The sequence below is a fragment of the Clostridium sp. ATCC 25772 genome (genome assembly GCF_001573875.1).
Lineage (GTDB): Bacteria > Bacillota > Clostridia > Clostridiales > Clostridiaceae > Clostridium_J > Clostridium_J senegalense.
Genome location: NZ_LFRG01000012.1, coordinates 1 through 17,173 on the forward strand (window position 1 = coordinate 1; position 17,173 = coordinate 17,173).

Consider the following 17,173-nt stretch of genomic DNA (forward strand, 5'->3'; position numbering starts at 1 on the left):
ACTAAACTTATTTTTGACGAATTAAATTCAAATAAAAATAAACTTTTTTCGTTAGCTTATGCTAAAAATTACCTAGTATAATTTTAATTCTGAACTTGGAACCCTATAGTATTGACAAAATAAAATAAAAGTATTATATTAAATTCATACCCCCCCGGGGTGGGGTGGAAAGGAGTAGTTTTATGAATCAAGAAAAGAAAAATGCTGTAAAGTATTTAAAAATTGCTAAAGGGCAAATAGAAGGAATTATAAGAATGATTGAAGATGAAAGATATTGTATTGATATATCTAATCAAATAATCGCATCTCAGTCTTTATTAAAGAAAGCTAATTCAGAGATAATAAAGCAACATCTTACTCATTGTGTGAAAAATTCTTGTTGTGAAGGTGACTTAGATACAAAATTAGAAGAAGTTATGATGATTATTGAAAAGTTAGCTAAATAGTTGCAATACAAAGCATTAATATTTAGATTATAAAAAGATATAAATAGTTTACTAAAGCTAAAGTTTAATTTTAAAACGCTATATTGCGAAGGGAGAGGGTTATGGATAATAAAAACATTAAGATAGAGGGAATGACCTGTGCAGCTTGCTCAAAAGCAGTTGAGAGAATAACAAGAAAACTTGACGGCGTTGAAAGTTCAAATGTAAATTTGGCAACAGAAAAATTAAACATAACTTTTGATAAAGAAAAAGTTATGTTAGAAACTATAATAGATGCTATAGAAAAAGGTGGTTATAAGGCAAAGTTAGATACTGTAATTAAAACAGTAAAAATTGGAGGTATGACCTGTGCTGCTTGTTCCAAAGCTGTTGAAAGAACAGTAAAAAGATTAGATGGGGTAGTTGATGCTAATGTGAATTTAGCAAATGAAAGATTGACAGTAGAATTTGAAAAAGATAAAGTTCATATATCTAAAATAAAAGAATCTATAAAAAAAGCTGGATATTTAGTAATAAGTGCAGAAAATGATTCTATAGACAAAGACAAAGACAAAGAAAGAAAAGAAAAAGACAGTAAGAATCTTTTTAATAGGTTAGTAGCATCTGCAGTAATAACAATACCGTTACTTATAATATCAATGGGGTCTATGTTTGGATTGAAGTTACCTAGCATAATAAATCCTATGGGAAATCCCTTTAATTTTGCTTTAATACAATTTATATTAACAACATTAGTAATAATTATAGGGAATAAGTTTTTTATAGTTGGATTTAAGTCATTAATTAAAGGGAATCCTAATATGGATTCACTTATATCAATTGGCTCTTTAGCATCTTATTTGTATAGTATATATGCAATGATTGAAATTTATAATGGAAACGTACATGCTGTTCATGAAAAATTATATTTCGAATCAGCAGCAACAATATTAACTTTAATTACTCTTGGAAAATATTTAGAATCAAAAACAAAAGGAAAAACATCAGAAGCTATAAAAAAACTTATGGGACTTACACCTAAAACAGCAACAATTGAGAGGGATGGAAAAGAAATTGTAATTCCAATAGATGATGTTGAAGTTTCTGATATAGTAGTTGTAAAACCAGGTGAAAAACTTCCTGTAGATGGAATTGTCGTTTATGGAACAACTTCTATAGATGAAAGTATGTTAACTGGAGAAAGCATACCAGTTGAAAAAGCTAAAGGAAGTAATGTTATTGGCGCTAGCATAAATAAAAATGGTCATATTAAATATAAAGCAACTAAGGTTGGTAGTGATACAGCTCTTGCTCAAATAATTAAGTTAGTAGAAGAGGCACAAGGGTCGAAGGCACCGATAGCAAGGCTTGCAGATGTAGTTTCTGGATATTTTGTACCTACTGTAATAATACTTGCATTAATATCTTCTATAGGTTGGTATATATATGAAAAGGATTTTGTATTTGCACTTACTATATTTACTTCCGTTCTTGTAATAGCTTGTCCATGTGCTTTAGGATTAGCTACTCCAACAGCTATTATGGTTGGTACAGGAAAGGGAGCTGAAATGGGAGTTCTCTTTAAGAATGGAACTGCATTAGAAGAAACTCATAAAATAGAAACTGTAGTTTTTGATAAAACAGGAACAATAACTGAAGGTAAGCCTAAAGTTACAGACATAATCAGTAAAAACATTAGTGATGAGAACTTATTATCAATTGCAGCATCAGCGGAAAAGGGATCAGAACATCCATTAGGAGAAGCTATAGTTTTAAAGGCTAAAGAGGAAAAGTTAGAATTTAAGACTATTGATAAGTTCAAAGCTATACAAGGCAAAGGGATTGATTGTGAAATAGAAAATAATAATGTTTTACTTGGTAATGATAAACTTATGATTTCAAATAATATAGATATAGAGGATTTTAATGATGATTATAAAAGGTTAGCACAGCAAGGTAAAACGCCTATGTTTATTGCAATAAATAGTGAATTAAAAGGAATTATAGCTGTTGCAGATACTGTTAAAAAAAGTAGTAAAGAAGCTATAGAAAAGTTACATTCTATGGGTATAGAAGTAGCAATGCTTACAGGGGATAATAAAATAACGGCTAGTGCAATAGCTAAAGAAGTTGGTATAGATGTTGTAGTTTCAGATGTTCTTCCTAATGAAAAAGCTTCAGTTATTGAAGAATTTCAAAATAAGGGAAAGAAAACTGCTATGGTTGGAGATGGAATAAATGATGCCCCAGCACTTGCTAAGGCTGATATAGGAATAGCAATTGGATCAGGAACAGATGTAGCAATTGAATCAGCAGATGTAGTTTTAATGAAAAGTGATCTTATAGATGTTCCTCTAGCTATTAAATTAAGTGATAAAACAATAAAAAATATTAAAGAAAATTTATTTTGGGCATTTGGGTACAATACATTAGGATTACCAATAGCTATGGGTGTACTTCATATTTTTAAAGGTCCACTTTTGAATCCTATGATTGCAGCTTTAGCTATGAGTTTTAGTTCAGTTTCAGTGCTTTTAAATGCATTAAGACTTAAAAATTTCAAGGAGTAAATTAAAGTTTAAAACTATAAAACTTTATATAAATTATAATTAAAGGAGAAAAAATTATGAAAATGAAAATCAAAATAAATGGAATGAGTTGTATGCACTGTGTTAAACATGTAAATGAATGTTTAAGCGAATTAGAAGGAGTAACTTCAGTAGAAGTCAATTTAGAAGGTAAAAGTGCTATAATAGAATGCAATAAAGAAATTGGTGAAAATATAATAAAAAGTGCATTAGATGAATATGGATATGAAGCTGTAAACTTTGAAAGAATTTAATAAATAAAAAGTAAAAGGGTATTTTCTTAAATTTTAAATACCCTTTTACTTTTTAAAAGTTTTTATAAGTAATGAAATTATATAATTTTTGGACTAAATTTTAAAATTGAAGTATAATACATAAAGTTTGATTTATATGTTGATAATATAATTATATATGTTTAAAGAAAGGAATGAGAAAAATTTATACTAAAGAAAAAGAAGATATAGAAATATTATATGATTATGACTATGATACTTTTAACAAGGTAGCAACAAGTGAATATCCTAAATATGAAGAAATTTTAAAATGGTCTTTAGAAAAAAATAATAATTAAGAATAAACCATGGGTTTAAGCATAGAATATATTGCTTTGATACAATCCATGGTTTTATGTTTTAAGTAAATATATATGACAGAAATAATAGATTGAAAAGTTGAAAATTATATTTTATGAAGTTAAGGGATTTTATGTATTACTTAATTTAATATGTATGAGTAAAGATATTTTACAGTCGTCACAGCTTTGTAATAAACATTAGATATTATTAAATTATTAAGATTTTAAGCAAATAAAATACTTTCTAAGTAATAAATTATCTTTATTTTAATTTAGATTAAATATAAATATTTTACTTCATTTATAAATATGGTAAAATTTAATCAAAACTCAAGAAAGGAGATTTTTATGAGCAAAAAATACATAGCACTAATATTATTAATTATAATTGGGGTTACAGTTGTACTTTCTGGATGTACTAAAAAAGAAGAGGACAAAGAGGAAGTTCCGACTGTAGTTAAAAGTGAAAAGGGAGAAAATGGAAAAAATCCAATTGCCCAAATAGAGTTAGAGGATGGTTCTGTTATAAAGGCAGAATTATATCCTGATTTAGCACCAAATACTGTTAGAAATTTTATATCATTAGCTAATTCTAATTTTTATGATGGTTTAATATTTCATAGAGTTATAAAAGGATTTATGATTCAAGGTGGGGATCCACAAGGTGATGGAACTGGTGGCCCAGGATATACTATTAAAGGCGAATTTAAAGAGAATGGATTTGAGCAGAATGTGTTAAAACATGAAAAAGGTGTGTTATCCATGGCAAGAGCACAGGATCCTGATTCAGCTGGTTCTCAATTTTTTATAATGCATGAAGTTGCACCACATTTAGATGATCAATATGCTGCTTTTGGTAAAGTAGTAGAGGGTCTTGAAGTTGTGGATAAAATAGCAAATGTAGAGACAGATAAAAATGATAAACCAGTAAAAGAAATTAAAATTAAAAAGATAACAGTAGATACTTTTGGAGTGCAATATAATGAACCAGAAAAAGTAGCTCAATAGAATAAAAACAGGATTTCTAATTTTACTTAGAATCCTGTTTTTTATTTAATATTTATATAGGTATATAAAATATGTAGTAGCAAATAATAAATCTGAAATTTATTATTTGGAGGTGCTGTTCATGTTTGAACACAAAAAACAATTACTACATGAGGTGAAAGTTGAAAGACCTAATCCTCAATATGCAGTTTTAATGCAAGAACAATTAGGTGGAGGCAACGGTGAACTTAAAGCAGCAATGCAATATATGGCTCAAAGTTTTAGAATCAAAGATCCAGAAATAAAAGATTTATTTTTAGATATAGCTGCAGAAGAGCTTAGTCATATGGAAATGGTAGCTCAAACTATAAATTTATTAAATGGTCATGATGTAAACATTAACGAAGTTAATAGTGGAGAAATTCAAACACATGTCCAATGTGGCTTATCACCAGTATTAATTAATTCATCAGGCGCACCATGGACTGCTGATTATGTAACTGTAACAGGTGATTTAGTTGCAGACCTATTATCGAATATAGCATCTGAGCAAAGAGCAAAAGTTGTATATGAATATTTATATCGCCAAATTGATGATAAAGAAGTTAGGGCAACCATTGATTTCTTACTTAATAGAGAAGAAGCACATAATGCATTATTTAGAGAAGCGTTAAATAAAGTGCAAAATACTGGTTCCAATAAAGATTTCGGAGTTACTGAGGATTCTAAACTATACTTTAATTTATCTAATCCAGGACCTTCTCATGAGGCGCCTAACCCAACTCCACCTTCATTTGAAAATCCAAGAAAATAAAAATATATACGTAAATATTTTTAAAGAACACTTGTTCAGTGATGAATAAGTGTTCTTTAAATTTATAAAAAAGATTCATAGAAAATATTATAATTTCTTTGGAAAAGGAGTATTTTTCAGCAATTGAAGTATGGGTGAGATTTAAAATTTACTTTTGAATAGTTATAGGATTCCAAGTTGACTTTTAAAATTATCCATTCCAAAACTTTGATGCCTAAAATAGTGAGACATGCTCCGAATCACTTAAAATTCAACACTGTATCTTGTGTGAAAATATTTTAAAGTTATTGAATAAATTTAAATTGGAGCTTGTTTCCCTATATATTAGGTAAAAGGAGTGATTATTAAATTTATATTTTGTATATTGTATAGTATAAAAATATAATTTGAATTATTAATATTAAAGGAATTCCTAAGGTAAACTTTGCATGTTTAGTCTTGTGTCTAAATGTATACATACTTATAAGAGAACCTAATGCACCACCTAAAATTGCAATGAAGAGTAAAGTATTTTCTTTAATACGCCATTTATGTTTTTTAGCTTTAATTTTATCTATATACATTAATAAGAATCCAAGTATGTTCATGGTAATTAGATAAAATATAAATATATTAGTCATAAAAACCTCCTAAATTATATATAGGATTCTAACCTAAAATTTTGATTTATATATTATATAGTACATCATAAAATATCAGAATGAAAAGCTTTTTAACTTTTTATAAAAATATATTAAAAAATAATAATAGAAATCATAAAAATAATAAATATACTCATTTTCTGTTGATTTGAATAATATGTTTATTATAGAAAGGAAAAGGAGCTGTATTTATATTGTATATGGAAGAAAGTTATATGCAACCTAATAACCCTAGTAATGAAGAGAGATATAAAATGTTAAAAAGAGCTTTAGAAGTTTTAAATAGACCAGAGGATTTGGAAAACATTATAGAGATGATGTCGCCTCCAAGAGATATTACAACAATACTTCCAGAAGGAAGTTGTAAAGGAATTAAAGTTGGTATAATAGGTGCAGGTCTTGCTGGTTTATCATCTGCTTTTGAGCTTAGAAAACTAGGATTTGATATTACTATATTTGAAATGCAAGAAAAACGCATAGGTGGTAGAATATATACTCATTATTTTGATAAAGATGAAGGGCTATATGCTGAACTAGGTGCTATGAGAATACCTGTTAGCCATGAGACTACATGGCATTATATAAATACATTTGATTTAAAAACAAGTCCTTTTATTCAATCAGATGAAAATACTTATATATATATAAGGCATAAACGAGCAAAAAATGATTTGTTAGGAAAAGATGTAATGAAAAAAATTTATCCAGAATTTAAGTTGACTCCAAAAGAAAGAGTTACTCCATGGCAAAAACTTATAAGTTATGTATTAACAACACCACTATTAAATATGAGTCCAGAGGTAAGAAAAGAAATTTTAAAAGTACAGCAAGAATATCCTTTAGAAATTGACTACTTAGATAATTTTAGTACAAGAAAAATGATGGAAAAATTGGGGTTAAGTGAAGGTGCTATAGAGTTAATTTCAGGATTAGAGCCCTTTATAGGTATGGCATATTATAATAGTTATTTTGAACCATTACAAGAAGAATATAATGTGGAAAATTTATACAGGTATAAAATAGATGGAGGTTTTGTAAATCTTTCAAATTCATTTTATAAATCATTGATGTCTAAAAAGCCTAGAGAAGTTTTTAATATTAAAGAAAAAAATTTAGGAAAGGTTACTTTAAAGACTGGTAGCACTGTTGTAGCATTATCTAAACATAATAAAGATGATAAAGTAATAGTAGAATATAAGCAACATAATAAATCACAGGAAAGATTTAATCAAACTTTTGATTTTGTTATTTGTAGTATTCCATTTTCAAGTCTTAGAAATGTAGAATTATTCCCTATGTTCAGTAATGAAAAAATGCAGGCTATTAAAGAAGTGAATTATATGTGTGCTCAGAAGGTATTTTTCCTTTGTAATAAAAGATTTTGGGAAGAAGATGATATATATGGAGGAGCATCAAGTACTGATTTACCTATAGGAAAGGTATGGTATGTAGATCAGAGATATAATAGTAAGATTGATAATAATGATTGCCATAATAAGAAAAAAAACAAATCTAATGATAAAGGTGTTTTGCTAGCATCTTATATTGTAGGACAAGATGCATTAAGATTGGGTAATTTAGATGAAAAAACAAAAATTGAGTCAGTAAAAAGACAAGTTGAGCAAGTGCATGGGCTTAAAAGAGGGTATCTTGATTCTGTAGTTGAAGATGTGAAAATAATACAATGGGAAAGAGAACAAGGATTTTATGGAGGGTATTGCTATTTTATGCCATCGCAACATAGACTTTTTTCATACCCTATGATAACACCAGAGTATGATAATAGAGTATATTTTGCAGGGGAACACACTTCTGTATTACATGCTTGGTGTCAAGGCGCCTTAAGTAGTGGCATGAAAGCTGCAAATGAAATAGCACAGTACTGCAAATTTATAATGTAAGATTTAATTTTATCTTTTAAAAGGACAGTATGTAGATTAGTTATATATAAATCTATATACTGTCCTTAAAATTTATAATAAAAATTATATAAAAATAGTATTATTTTTATAACAAAATCTACGATAATAATTATTAGGAAATAATTAATGGAAAATGAAATCAAAAATCTTTTGATAATTATTTTCAATTAATGAATATTATGCTAATATATTATGGGGAGGGATTTTTATGAATTTAAAAGGAATGTTTAATTTAAACTCAGTTAAAAAGAAAATAATATTAGGGTTTTTATCTGTAATAATTATAAATTTGATTGTTTTTTTAACGGTTGAATTTGTTAATGGATACAAAGAATTTGAAGAACAATCATTAGATAAAAGCTATGCTTATGCAGAGCATATAGAAAAGGTTATATCACCAATTGGTATAGAAAGTCCAGAAAGAATTCAGCTTAAAATAATTGATCTATTAAAATCACAGTATGAATTAGCTTCTTATATTGGAGTTCTAGATAAAAATTTTAATTATATTGCTAATACAGATGAAAGTAAGATAGGTATTAATTTTAACAATGATAATATAGATAAATTAATTGATGAAAATAAACCAGCAAGCTTTAAGTTGAAGTTTAATGGTAAAAATGAATATTTTTCAGTAGTTCCATTATATAATACAAAAATTAATGGCTTACATAATAAGGATAAATCAGATGTTATAGCATCAGCTAGTGTTAAAGCAAAAGAGGAGGTTATAAGCTCGGCTAGTATTAATTTGGATATACCTGGTTTAGTGGTAGTAAAAATGGATAATAGTAAAATGTTTAGAGGAGTAAAAGAAAGAATCTATATTACAATTTTAATTAGTATAATAGTATTTTTTGTATCAATAGTAATAGCCTTGATAATATCATCTAGTATAACCAAGCCACTACTAAAGATAAGAGATTATTTAAGAAATATGTCAAATGGAGATTTAACAAAGGTAATTGATATAAAATCTAAGGATGAGATATTAGCTTTGGCCAAAGATATTGATGGAACAAATATATCATTGAAAAATATTATATGGAAAATAAGAAATGTATCGGAGAATTTAGAAGGTTATTCAAAAGAAGTGAATATGTCTTCTAAAGAAATAGCAGCTGTAAGTGAAGAAATATCAAGTTCAGTAAATACAATTGCAGAATCCAGTAATGTTCAAAGTGAAAATTTAATAGAAGCCACAGGTAAAATTAAGGAGTTTTCACTTAATTTAAATGGAATAAATAAAAAAATAAATTCAATAGAAAATAATAGTAATGAAATTAAATCATTTGCAGACAGAGGGTCCCAAGGAATAAGTGAAGTAATACTAAGTATAGATGATTTAACTTTTAACTTTAAAGGTTTTATAGATGAAATAACAAATCTTACTAACAATATTAATAATATAAGTTCAATTACCAAAACAATTAATAATGTAGCAAGACAAACTAATTTGCTGTCATTGAATGCATCCATAGAATCAGCTAGATATAGTGGAGAAGGTAGAGGGTTTAAAATAGTTGCAGAGGAAATTAAAAAGCTTGCAGGGCAAACTTTAGAGTCATCGGAGAATATAACTCAATTGATTGGAGAAATATCAAAGGCTACTAGTTCTGTTGGGAAAAGAGCTAATAATATTTCTATGGAATTTTCAAATCAACATGAAGGAATTTTAAAAAATATAAATATATTTAAAGATATAGTTAATAAAATGAATACTATAATACCTGAAATTAAAGAAATAGCTGCTCTTACTAATAATTCTGTGAAAATGAAAGATGGAATTTTAAATAATATTGAATATGTAACATCCACTTCAGAAGAGCTTGCATCTTCTATGGAAGAAGTATCTCAATCAATTGAGCAACAATCATCGACTATAATTAATTTATCTAATTTAGCAGAAGTGTTAAATTCTATATCTAATGATATGGTTGGCATGATAGAAAAATTTACTCTTGACTAGAACTTAATATTAAAAGTTAACATAAGAATTTTCTTTGTATTTTTATAGAATATAATTAATTCATGGTAAAAAAAGGAAAAAACATCACCTGTGTAGTATTTATATATAGTTAGAGAAACAGGGGGTGTGTATGAATAGAAATAATAAAAAAATTATAATCTCATTACTAATGATATTAATTGCAGTATTTACAGTTGAATTAAAGAATAATGGGTTATCACATTTTATAAAAGAAAAAGAAGATAGTAGTGCAAATGATGTATATAAAAATATATCTATAGCTTCTATAAATAACAGAAAACATAAAATTCTTATTGTAAATAGAGACTATTCATTAGACAAAAATTTTATTCCAAAAGAGCTTGTAAAGCCTAATATAAAATTTTTAAAAGGTTCAAATGAAAATGTAAAATTATTAGATAAGACAGCGGCTTTAGCATTAGAGAAAATGTTTAGTTATGCTGAAGATGATGGAATATATCTTTTAGGGGTTTCTGGTTACAGAGATTATTATTATCAAAAGCTTCTTTACGATAATGAAGTCAAGTCTGTTGGAAAGAAAGAAGCAGACAGGGCAGTAGCTAAACCTGGTGAAAGTGGACATCAAACAGGATTGGCAATAGATATACTTTCAGAAGAGTATACCACATTAGATGAAGGTTTTCAGTACACTAAATCATATAAATGGATTACAGAAAATAGTTATAAATATGGTTTTATAATTAGGTATCCTAGGGATAAGGAAAATATTACTGGTTATGAGTATGAGCCATGGCATATAAGATATGTAGGAGAAGATGTGGCAAAAGAAATGTTTGATAAGAATATAACATTAGAGGAATATGTAGAAGAAAAAGAGAGTTGTTATGAAGCTAATTAAAAGTTCTATATAATCCATTGTGATAGACAGATAAAATAATAAAACTGTTTATCATAAGTGGATTATTTTTATGTGTAATTTGCATAGTAGATGATTTAGGGTAATAAAAAAAAGAACTTAGTAAACAATAATATAAATTATAATTGTACTATTATTAAAATACTGATATAATGGAAAAAATACATATACCAATATATTCAAATATATTGGTATATTGGTGGAAATATGCAAGTTAAATGATATTAAAAAAATATATAGGAGGCTTCAAATGGAAAATTTAAACTTATTAATTGTTTTTTTACAAGGTTTATTATCATTCTTTTCACCATGTATATTGCCCATATTACCTATTTATTTAAGTATATTATCCAATAGTAGTGTGCAAAGTTTGAAAAATGGAGAAGATAAATTTATAAAGAGCTCTTTATTTAAAAATACAATATTTTTTACTTTAGGAATATCAACTACATTTTTTATATTAGGTTCATCAGTAAATGCATTAAGTAGTTTTTTTAACACAAATAAAAATATGATAATGTTTATAGGTGGAATTATTATAATTATAATGGGATTATTCTATATGGGGATACTAAATTTTTCTTTATTAAATAAAGAAAAAAGATATAATATGGAAGTAAAAGAAATGAAAGCTATATCTGCATATCTTTTAGGTTTTACCTTTAGTTTTGGATGGACACCTTGTGTTGGACCAATACTAGCTTCTGTATTAATAATAGCCTCAAGTTCTAGTAGCATGCTAAAAGGAAATATTTTAATAGCTACATATACTATAGGTTTTATATTACCATTTATAATTACAGCATTATTTTATAATAAGTTATTTGAAACACTAGATAAAATAAAACTATACATGGATATTATAAAGAAAATAGGGGGCTTAATTCTTATAGGAGCCGGTATATTTATGGTAATTAATGGTTTCGGCGGAATAAATAATCAAATAAATAATGTAGAAAACTCTGAAATAGTAAAAGAAAATAATGAGAATAGTGATAGCCAAGTAGAAAAAGAGAATGTTACAGAAGATAGCAGTAGTGCTATAGATTTTATTTTATATGATCAATATGGAAAAGAACATAAACTTAGCGATTATAAAGGAAAAACTGTTTTCTTAAATTTTTGGGCTACTTGGTGTCCTCCGTGTAAAGGGGAGATGCCTCATATTGAAGAATTATATAATGAATACAATAAAAATGGCGATGAAGTTATAATACTAGGTGTTGCTTCACCTGAAATAGGCTCAGAAGGATCTAAAGAAGATATAATAGAATTTTTAAACAAGGAAGGATATACATTTCCAGTTGTTTTCGATAATAATGGGAATTTATTATATCAGTATGGAATAAATGCTTTTCCATCAACTTTTATAATTGATAAAAATGGTAAGATAGATAAATATATTCCAGGTGCAATGGATAAAGACACTATGAAATATCTTATAGATAGCTCGAAAAAATAGATTAATTCTGAAAAGAACTATAGAAGATGTAGTGAAAACAAATAATATTAATAGATGAAATTAAAAAATAAGTTATTTCATTTTTATTTTGAGATAACTTATTTTTAGAGCTTTATTTTAAAATTTCTATTGTTAATTTAGGCAAATTCCAATTGAAATGCAAAGACAATATTCTAAAAGAAAATGTTACAAAAGCAGAAATATATAAGCAATGTATAATTGATATATGCTTATATAAGAACCAAAAGGCAAAAGCGCCTAAAATAGAGGCTATAGCATAAATTTCTTTTTTAAATACTACTGGTATATCCTGTACAAATATATCTCTTAATATACCACCACCTATTCCAGTTATAGATCCCATACAAATTACTAAGAATAAATTAGAAAATTTATTTGAAATAGCTATGTTTGAACCAACAGCAGTAAAAATACCAAGGCCTATAGCATCAAAAATAGCATTGAATTTCTTTAAAATAGCAGTTCTCTTTCTTAAAAAACTTATTCTATGTTTGATATTTTCACTATTATAATCTTTATCAAAGATATCAATTTCATATTCTTGTAAAGCTTTTTTATATGTAAATTTTGATATGAAAGAGTATAAAGAAATAGTTATTATTGATGTTAATATACTTATAAAGCAAAAAAATGGATTTTTAAAAGCCATAGGTGGAGTAGTTCCAATAATTATGTCTCTAAAAATTCCACCACCTACAGCAGTTACTATAGATAGAGTTAGAATGCCGAATAAATCTAGTTTTTTTTGTATTGCAATAAGAGTTCCAGAGATAGCAAAAACAACAGTGCCTATAAATTCAAAAATATTTAATAAAAACATAGTAAAATCTCCTTAAAATAAATAGCATAAATTAAATTTTTAAATAAAAAATAATTATAACATTTTTATAAATGCTTTAATTCTAATATTTAATTGACCGATGTCTGCTGTCTCTATTTTTATATAAGGTAATCTTTCCTCCATCTTTCAAATTTTTAATATTTACAAAAACATTTCTACGAATTTGAGCAAACTAATCAATAAAATTATGTAAATCTTTCATTTAAAATCTCATTACTTAAATAAACTACAAATGAATTATAGTATATAAAGTATATTTATAGTAATATTATTGAAAAATAATATAATATTATATGAATTTATAAAAAATACAAATAAACATACAAATAAAAAATTGAGACTTAAATTAAATGATTATAAAACTGAATTTTAATTTGGTTTACTATTTAAAGTTCTATAAAATGTTTGCATTATACTAAGTTAGAATGTAAAATAACAAAGTAAATTAAATAATAGAGTATGTTATAAATAATAAATTAGCAGGTGATTTAATGACAAATAATAAATTTTTACCTATTTGTAAAAAGGATATGGAAGAAAGAGGATGGAAACAGTTAGATTTTATTTTAGTTACGGGAGATGCATACATAGACCATCATAGCTTCGGAACTGCTATAATTTCAAGGGTTTTAGAGAATTCAGGATATAAAGTTGGGATTATAGCTCAACCGGATTGGAAAAACATAGATGAATTTAAAAAATTAGGACGACCAAGATTAGGATTTTTAGTAAATGCAGGTAATATGGATTCTATGGTTAATCATTATACAGTAAATAAAAAGTTAAGAGAAAAAGATTTCTATTCACCAGGCGGTAAGATGGGGTTAAGACCAGATAGGGCTACTATTGTTTATTGCAATAAAATAAGAGAAGCTTATAAAGATGTTCAAATAGTTATTGGTGGTGTAGAAGCTAGTTTAAGAAGATTTGCTCATTATGATTATTGGAGTGACAAAGTAAGAAAATCTATGCTTATAGATAGTGGAGCTGATTTATTAGCGTATGGAATGAGTGAAAAACAAATTGTCGATATTGCAGATAGATTAAACCTTGGAATGGAGGCAAAATACATAAGGGACGTAAATGGAACTTGCTATGTTGTAGACGATTTAGAGGAAGTCTATTCTGATTACATAGAGATTCCTTCTTATAAGGAGGTTTCACAGGATAAAATCCAATATGCCAGAGCATTTAAGGTTCAATACGACGAACAAGACCCAATTAGAGGAAATGTTATAATACAAAGACATGGAAGTAAATATTTAGTACAGAACAAACCAGAAATGCCATTAACAAGAGAGCAACTAGATAAAGTATATAACTTGCCTTATAAAAGAACGTATCATCCTATATATGAAAAAGATGGGGGCATAGACGCTATAGAAGAAGTTCAATTTAGTATTGTTAGTTCAAGAGGATGTTTTGGAAGCTGTTCATTTTGTGCTATAACTTTTCATCAAGGAAGAATTGTACAAAGTAGAAGTGAAGAATCTATAATAAAAGAGGCAGAAGAAATTACAAAACTTAAAAACTTTAAAGGATATATACATGATGTAGGTGGACCTACAGCAAATTTTAGAAAACCTGCCTGTGAAAATCAACTTAAAATAGGTGCATGTAAAAATAAGCAATGCTTATATCCAAGACCATGCAAAAATTTAGATGCAGATCATAGTGAATATTTACAGGTTATACAAAAAGTTAGAGAAATACCTAAAATAAAAAAAGTGTTTATACGTTCAGGATTAAGATATGATTATATAATGGCAGATAAAAATGATATTTTCTTTAATGAACTTGTAGAACATCATGTTAGTGGTCAATTGAAAGTTGCGCCAGAGCATACTTGTGGTGAAGTTTTAAAATATATGCAAAAACCAGCAGGAAAAACATATAGTGAATTTATGGATAAGTTTTATAAAATAACTAAAAAAGTTGGTAAAAAACAGTATATAGTACCATATTTAATGTCTAGTCACCCAGGAAGCACACTGAAATCAGCTATAGAGCTTGCAGAATATTTAAGAGATATTAAATATCAACCAGAACAAGTGCAAGACTTTTATCCTACACCAGGAACTTTATCAACAACGATGTTTTATACGGGATTAGATCCAAGAACAATGAAAGAAGTTTACGTTCCTAAAAGCAAGGCAGAAAAAGCTATGCAAAGAGCATTACTTCAATTTAGAAACCCTAAAAAATATGATTTAGTATATGAAGCCTTAAACATTGAAAATAGAACAGATCTTATAGGATTTGAAGAAAAATGTTTGATAAAACCTAAAAATAAAAAACAATCACAATATTATAGTAAAGATAAAAATAATTGTAGTAAAAAAAGTGATAAGAATAAAAATTTTAATAAAGATAATAAAAAAAGTAAAAAAGAGACAGGTGTTATTAAAAATAAAAAAAAGGCTGGAAAGAAAAGAAGACAATGAAAAATGTAAAAAGCTACACTATATTAAAGTGTAGCTTTTATAATAATTACATTCTTGAAAATTTAGAGTGTAAATAAGAGTCTTTTTTTATAAAGGTATGGTTTGCACTTCCAGTATGAAGTTGCCACATATACCAAAATAGGTATGGAATTATAAGTATAAGATTTAATATTCCCCAATACTTCCAAAGGGTTTCATTATACCAAGAAGATGCATCCATAAGCGTTATAAACATTGGGCCGAAGCATGAGCGAAGAATCATATGAGTTGCTAATGTGTAAACTCTTGCCATAATATATAATTCTGGTTTTCTTTTTATAAATGGATATAATTCCGCTGCAAGAAGTATACATATTGAGCTGGCAAAATAATTAGGGCTTTCACCAAAAACAAAACAAAGATTCCAGGTAGTATATAAAAAATTCCATCCAATTGTTGTGTAACAAATTAAATCTCCAACACCTTGTTTATCATACTTCCAATATTTAGGCGCAAATGGAATTGTTACACATAGTAAAAAACCACAACATGCATTGGCATAATTACCCAGAGCGATATCTTTAAGGGTAGCCTCTAATATATTTAAAAATAATATTCCATAGGTAAACCAAAGAATCCAATTTTTCTGAAAAAACCCCCAAAACTTCCCTTCGCGTTCTTCAAAATTTGAAATTCTACAAAAGCCTACTATTATTGTTGGTAATATAACACTTAAAATTTTTGCCCAACGAAACCATCCTGAAACTCCACCCATAATCCAAAGTGGAAAAGTTAAAAGAGAACAAATCCAAACCATATTAGCTAGTTTACAATGTTTTCTCATAAGTTCTACTATACATATTAAAACTGCAAAGTACATTGTCATAGACAGTGCATATTTTAAAATAGTAAAATTCATTTAAACGTCCCCCTTATATCAATTAATATATAAAATACGATATAAGTATAGTATAAAGTTATTTACATATTATGTAAATAAAAACGAGAAACATTTACAAGATACTTTATATAATTTTTAATTTGTACATATAATTTCAACATTTTCATTTGTGAAAGAGTGGACTGCATTCCGCACTATATTAAGAGAATTATTATTTTTAAAATATAAGTAAACATATTCAAAATCATATATAAAAAGCATGAATCTACAATTACTAATTAAAAAATCATCAAAACTTTTAATATCATAAATATCAGATTCTTTTAGATATGCTTTTAAATCTAAATATTTATTTTCATCTATAGAACTAGAGATAAAGTTAAATAGTTCAAAGGAGGTAGGTTTATTTTTTTTAGGTTTATCGATTTTATCATTTATAATTTCAAACCAAGTATCAATAACCCAAATAAGCCGTTTGCAATCTAAAGTTTCTAGTATATAAATGAGTAATTCATCATAATCTAATGGAATTTTAAATCTTATGCCAATTGGTGTATTTATGTTGATCACTCTCCAATTTTAGATTTTGCAGATAATGTAAAGTAAGCTTATAGTTTGCTTATTTACATGAAAAATTTTCACTTGATAAAAAAATGCCATCTTGGAATTTATATAATATATAAATTATCGTAATAAAATTACGAATA

Annotated in this window: 15 protein-coding genes; 11 read left to right on the top strand and 4 right to left on the bottom strand. The window is 26.9% G+C overall.

The annotated features are described in order from the left end of the window. The first annotated feature begins 182 nt into the window (after positions 1-182). The 6 genes from AZI32_RS06985 (at position 183) to AZI32_RS07005 (ending at position 5,388) form a co-directional block, all read left to right on the top strand. Entirely contained in the window at positions 183-446 is a 264-nt protein-coding gene (locus AZI32_RS06985; RefSeq protein WP_010296053.1) for a metal-sensing transcriptional repressor, read from the top strand. A 101-nt stretch (positions 447-547) separates the two neighbouring features. Next, entirely contained in the window at positions 548-2,995 is a 2,448-nt protein-coding gene (locus AZI32_RS06990; protein WP_061995161.1) for a heavy metal translocating P-type ATPase, read from the top strand. A 56-nt stretch (positions 2,996-3,051) separates the two neighbouring features. Continuing rightward, complete coding sequence (locus AZI32_RS06995; protein ID WP_061995162.1) at positions 3,052-3,267, top strand: heavy metal-associated domain-containing protein; 216 nt, start codon at positions 3,052-3,054, stop codon at positions 3,265-3,267. Between the two features lie 173 nt (positions 3,268-3,440). Continuing rightward, positions 3,441-3,584 carry a hypothetical protein gene (locus AZI32_RS18340; protein ID WP_157450857.1) on the top strand — a complete coding sequence of 48 codons (144 nt, stop codon included), beginning with the start codon at positions 3,441-3,443 and terminating at the stop codon, positions 3,582-3,584. 351 nt (positions 3,585-3,935) lie between these two features. Continuing rightward, positions 3,936-4,595: a peptidylprolyl isomerase gene (locus AZI32_RS07000; protein WP_242865270.1), complete on the top strand. Its 660-nt coding sequence runs from the start codon at positions 3,936-3,938 to the stop codon at positions 4,593-4,595. Between the two features lie 121 nt (positions 4,596-4,716). Further along, complete coding sequence (locus AZI32_RS07005; protein WP_010296045.1) at positions 4,717-5,388, top strand: manganese catalase family protein; 672 nt, start codon at positions 4,717-4,719, stop codon at positions 5,386-5,388. Positions 5,389-5,738: 350 nt separating this feature from the next. On the opposite strand, the gene AZI32_RS07010 is transcribed toward AZI32_RS07005, so the two are convergent. Continuing rightward, a complete protein-coding gene (locus tag AZI32_RS07010) occupies positions 5,739-6,008 on the bottom strand; it encodes a DUF1294 domain-containing protein (protein WP_061995163.1) in 270 nt (89 codons plus the stop codon). Between the two features lie 221 nt (positions 6,009-6,229). Between AZI32_RS07010 and AZI32_RS07015 the strand changes: the two genes are divergently transcribed. The 4 genes from AZI32_RS07015 (at position 6,230) to AZI32_RS07030 (ending at position 12,280) form a co-directional block, all read left to right on the top strand. Beyond that, positions 6,230-7,930 carry an FAD-dependent oxidoreductase gene (locus tag AZI32_RS07015; protein WP_061995226.1) on the top strand — a complete coding sequence of 567 codons (1,701 nt, stop codon included), beginning with the start codon at positions 6,230-6,232 and terminating at the stop codon, positions 7,928-7,930. A 229-nt stretch (positions 7,931-8,159) separates the two neighbouring features. Then, positions 8,160-9,920, top strand: coding sequence for a methyl-accepting chemotaxis protein (locus AZI32_RS07020; RefSeq protein WP_061995164.1), 1,761 nt, complete (start codon positions 8,160-8,162; stop codon positions 9,918-9,920). A 130-nt stretch (positions 9,921-10,050) separates the two neighbouring features. After that, positions 10,051-10,800, top strand: coding sequence for a M15 family metallopeptidase (locus AZI32_RS07025; RefSeq protein ID WP_061995165.1), 750 nt, complete (start codon positions 10,051-10,053; stop codon positions 10,798-10,800). Between the two features lie 268 nt (positions 10,801-11,068). After that, positions 11,069-12,280 carry a cytochrome c biogenesis protein/redoxin gene (locus AZI32_RS07030; RefSeq protein WP_061995166.1) on the top strand — a complete coding sequence of 404 codons (1,212 nt, stop codon included), beginning with the start codon at positions 11,069-11,071 and terminating at the stop codon, positions 12,278-12,280. A gap of 112 nt (positions 12,281-12,392) precedes the next feature. Here the strand turns inward: AZI32_RS07030 and AZI32_RS07035 are convergent, their stop codons facing one another. Beyond that, positions 12,393-13,121 carry a trimeric intracellular cation channel family protein gene (locus AZI32_RS07035; protein WP_061995167.1) on the bottom strand — a complete coding sequence of 243 codons (729 nt, stop codon included), beginning with the start codon at positions 13,119-13,121 and terminating at the stop codon, positions 12,393-12,395. A gap of 512 nt (positions 13,122-13,633) precedes the next feature. On the opposite strand from AZI32_RS07035, the gene AZI32_RS07040 reads away from it, so the two are divergent. Further along, positions 13,634-15,586, top strand: coding sequence for a YgiQ family radical SAM protein (locus AZI32_RS07040; RefSeq protein WP_061995168.1), 1,953 nt, complete (start codon positions 13,634-13,636; stop codon positions 15,584-15,586). 46 nt (positions 15,587-15,632) lie between these two features. On the opposite strand, the gene AZI32_RS07045 is transcribed toward AZI32_RS07040, so the two are convergent. Both AZI32_RS07045 and AZI32_RS07050 read right to left on the bottom strand, forming a co-directional pair. Beyond that, a complete protein-coding gene (locus AZI32_RS07045) occupies positions 15,633-16,484 on the bottom strand; it encodes a hypothetical protein (protein ID WP_061995169.1) in 852 nt (283 codons plus the stop codon). A 117-nt stretch (positions 16,485-16,601) separates the two neighbouring features. Next, a complete protein-coding gene (locus AZI32_RS07050; protein ID WP_061995170.1) occupies positions 16,602-17,036 on the bottom strand; it encodes a DUF2691 family protein in 435 nt (144 codons plus the stop codon). Positions 17,037-17,173 lie beyond the last annotated feature (137 nt).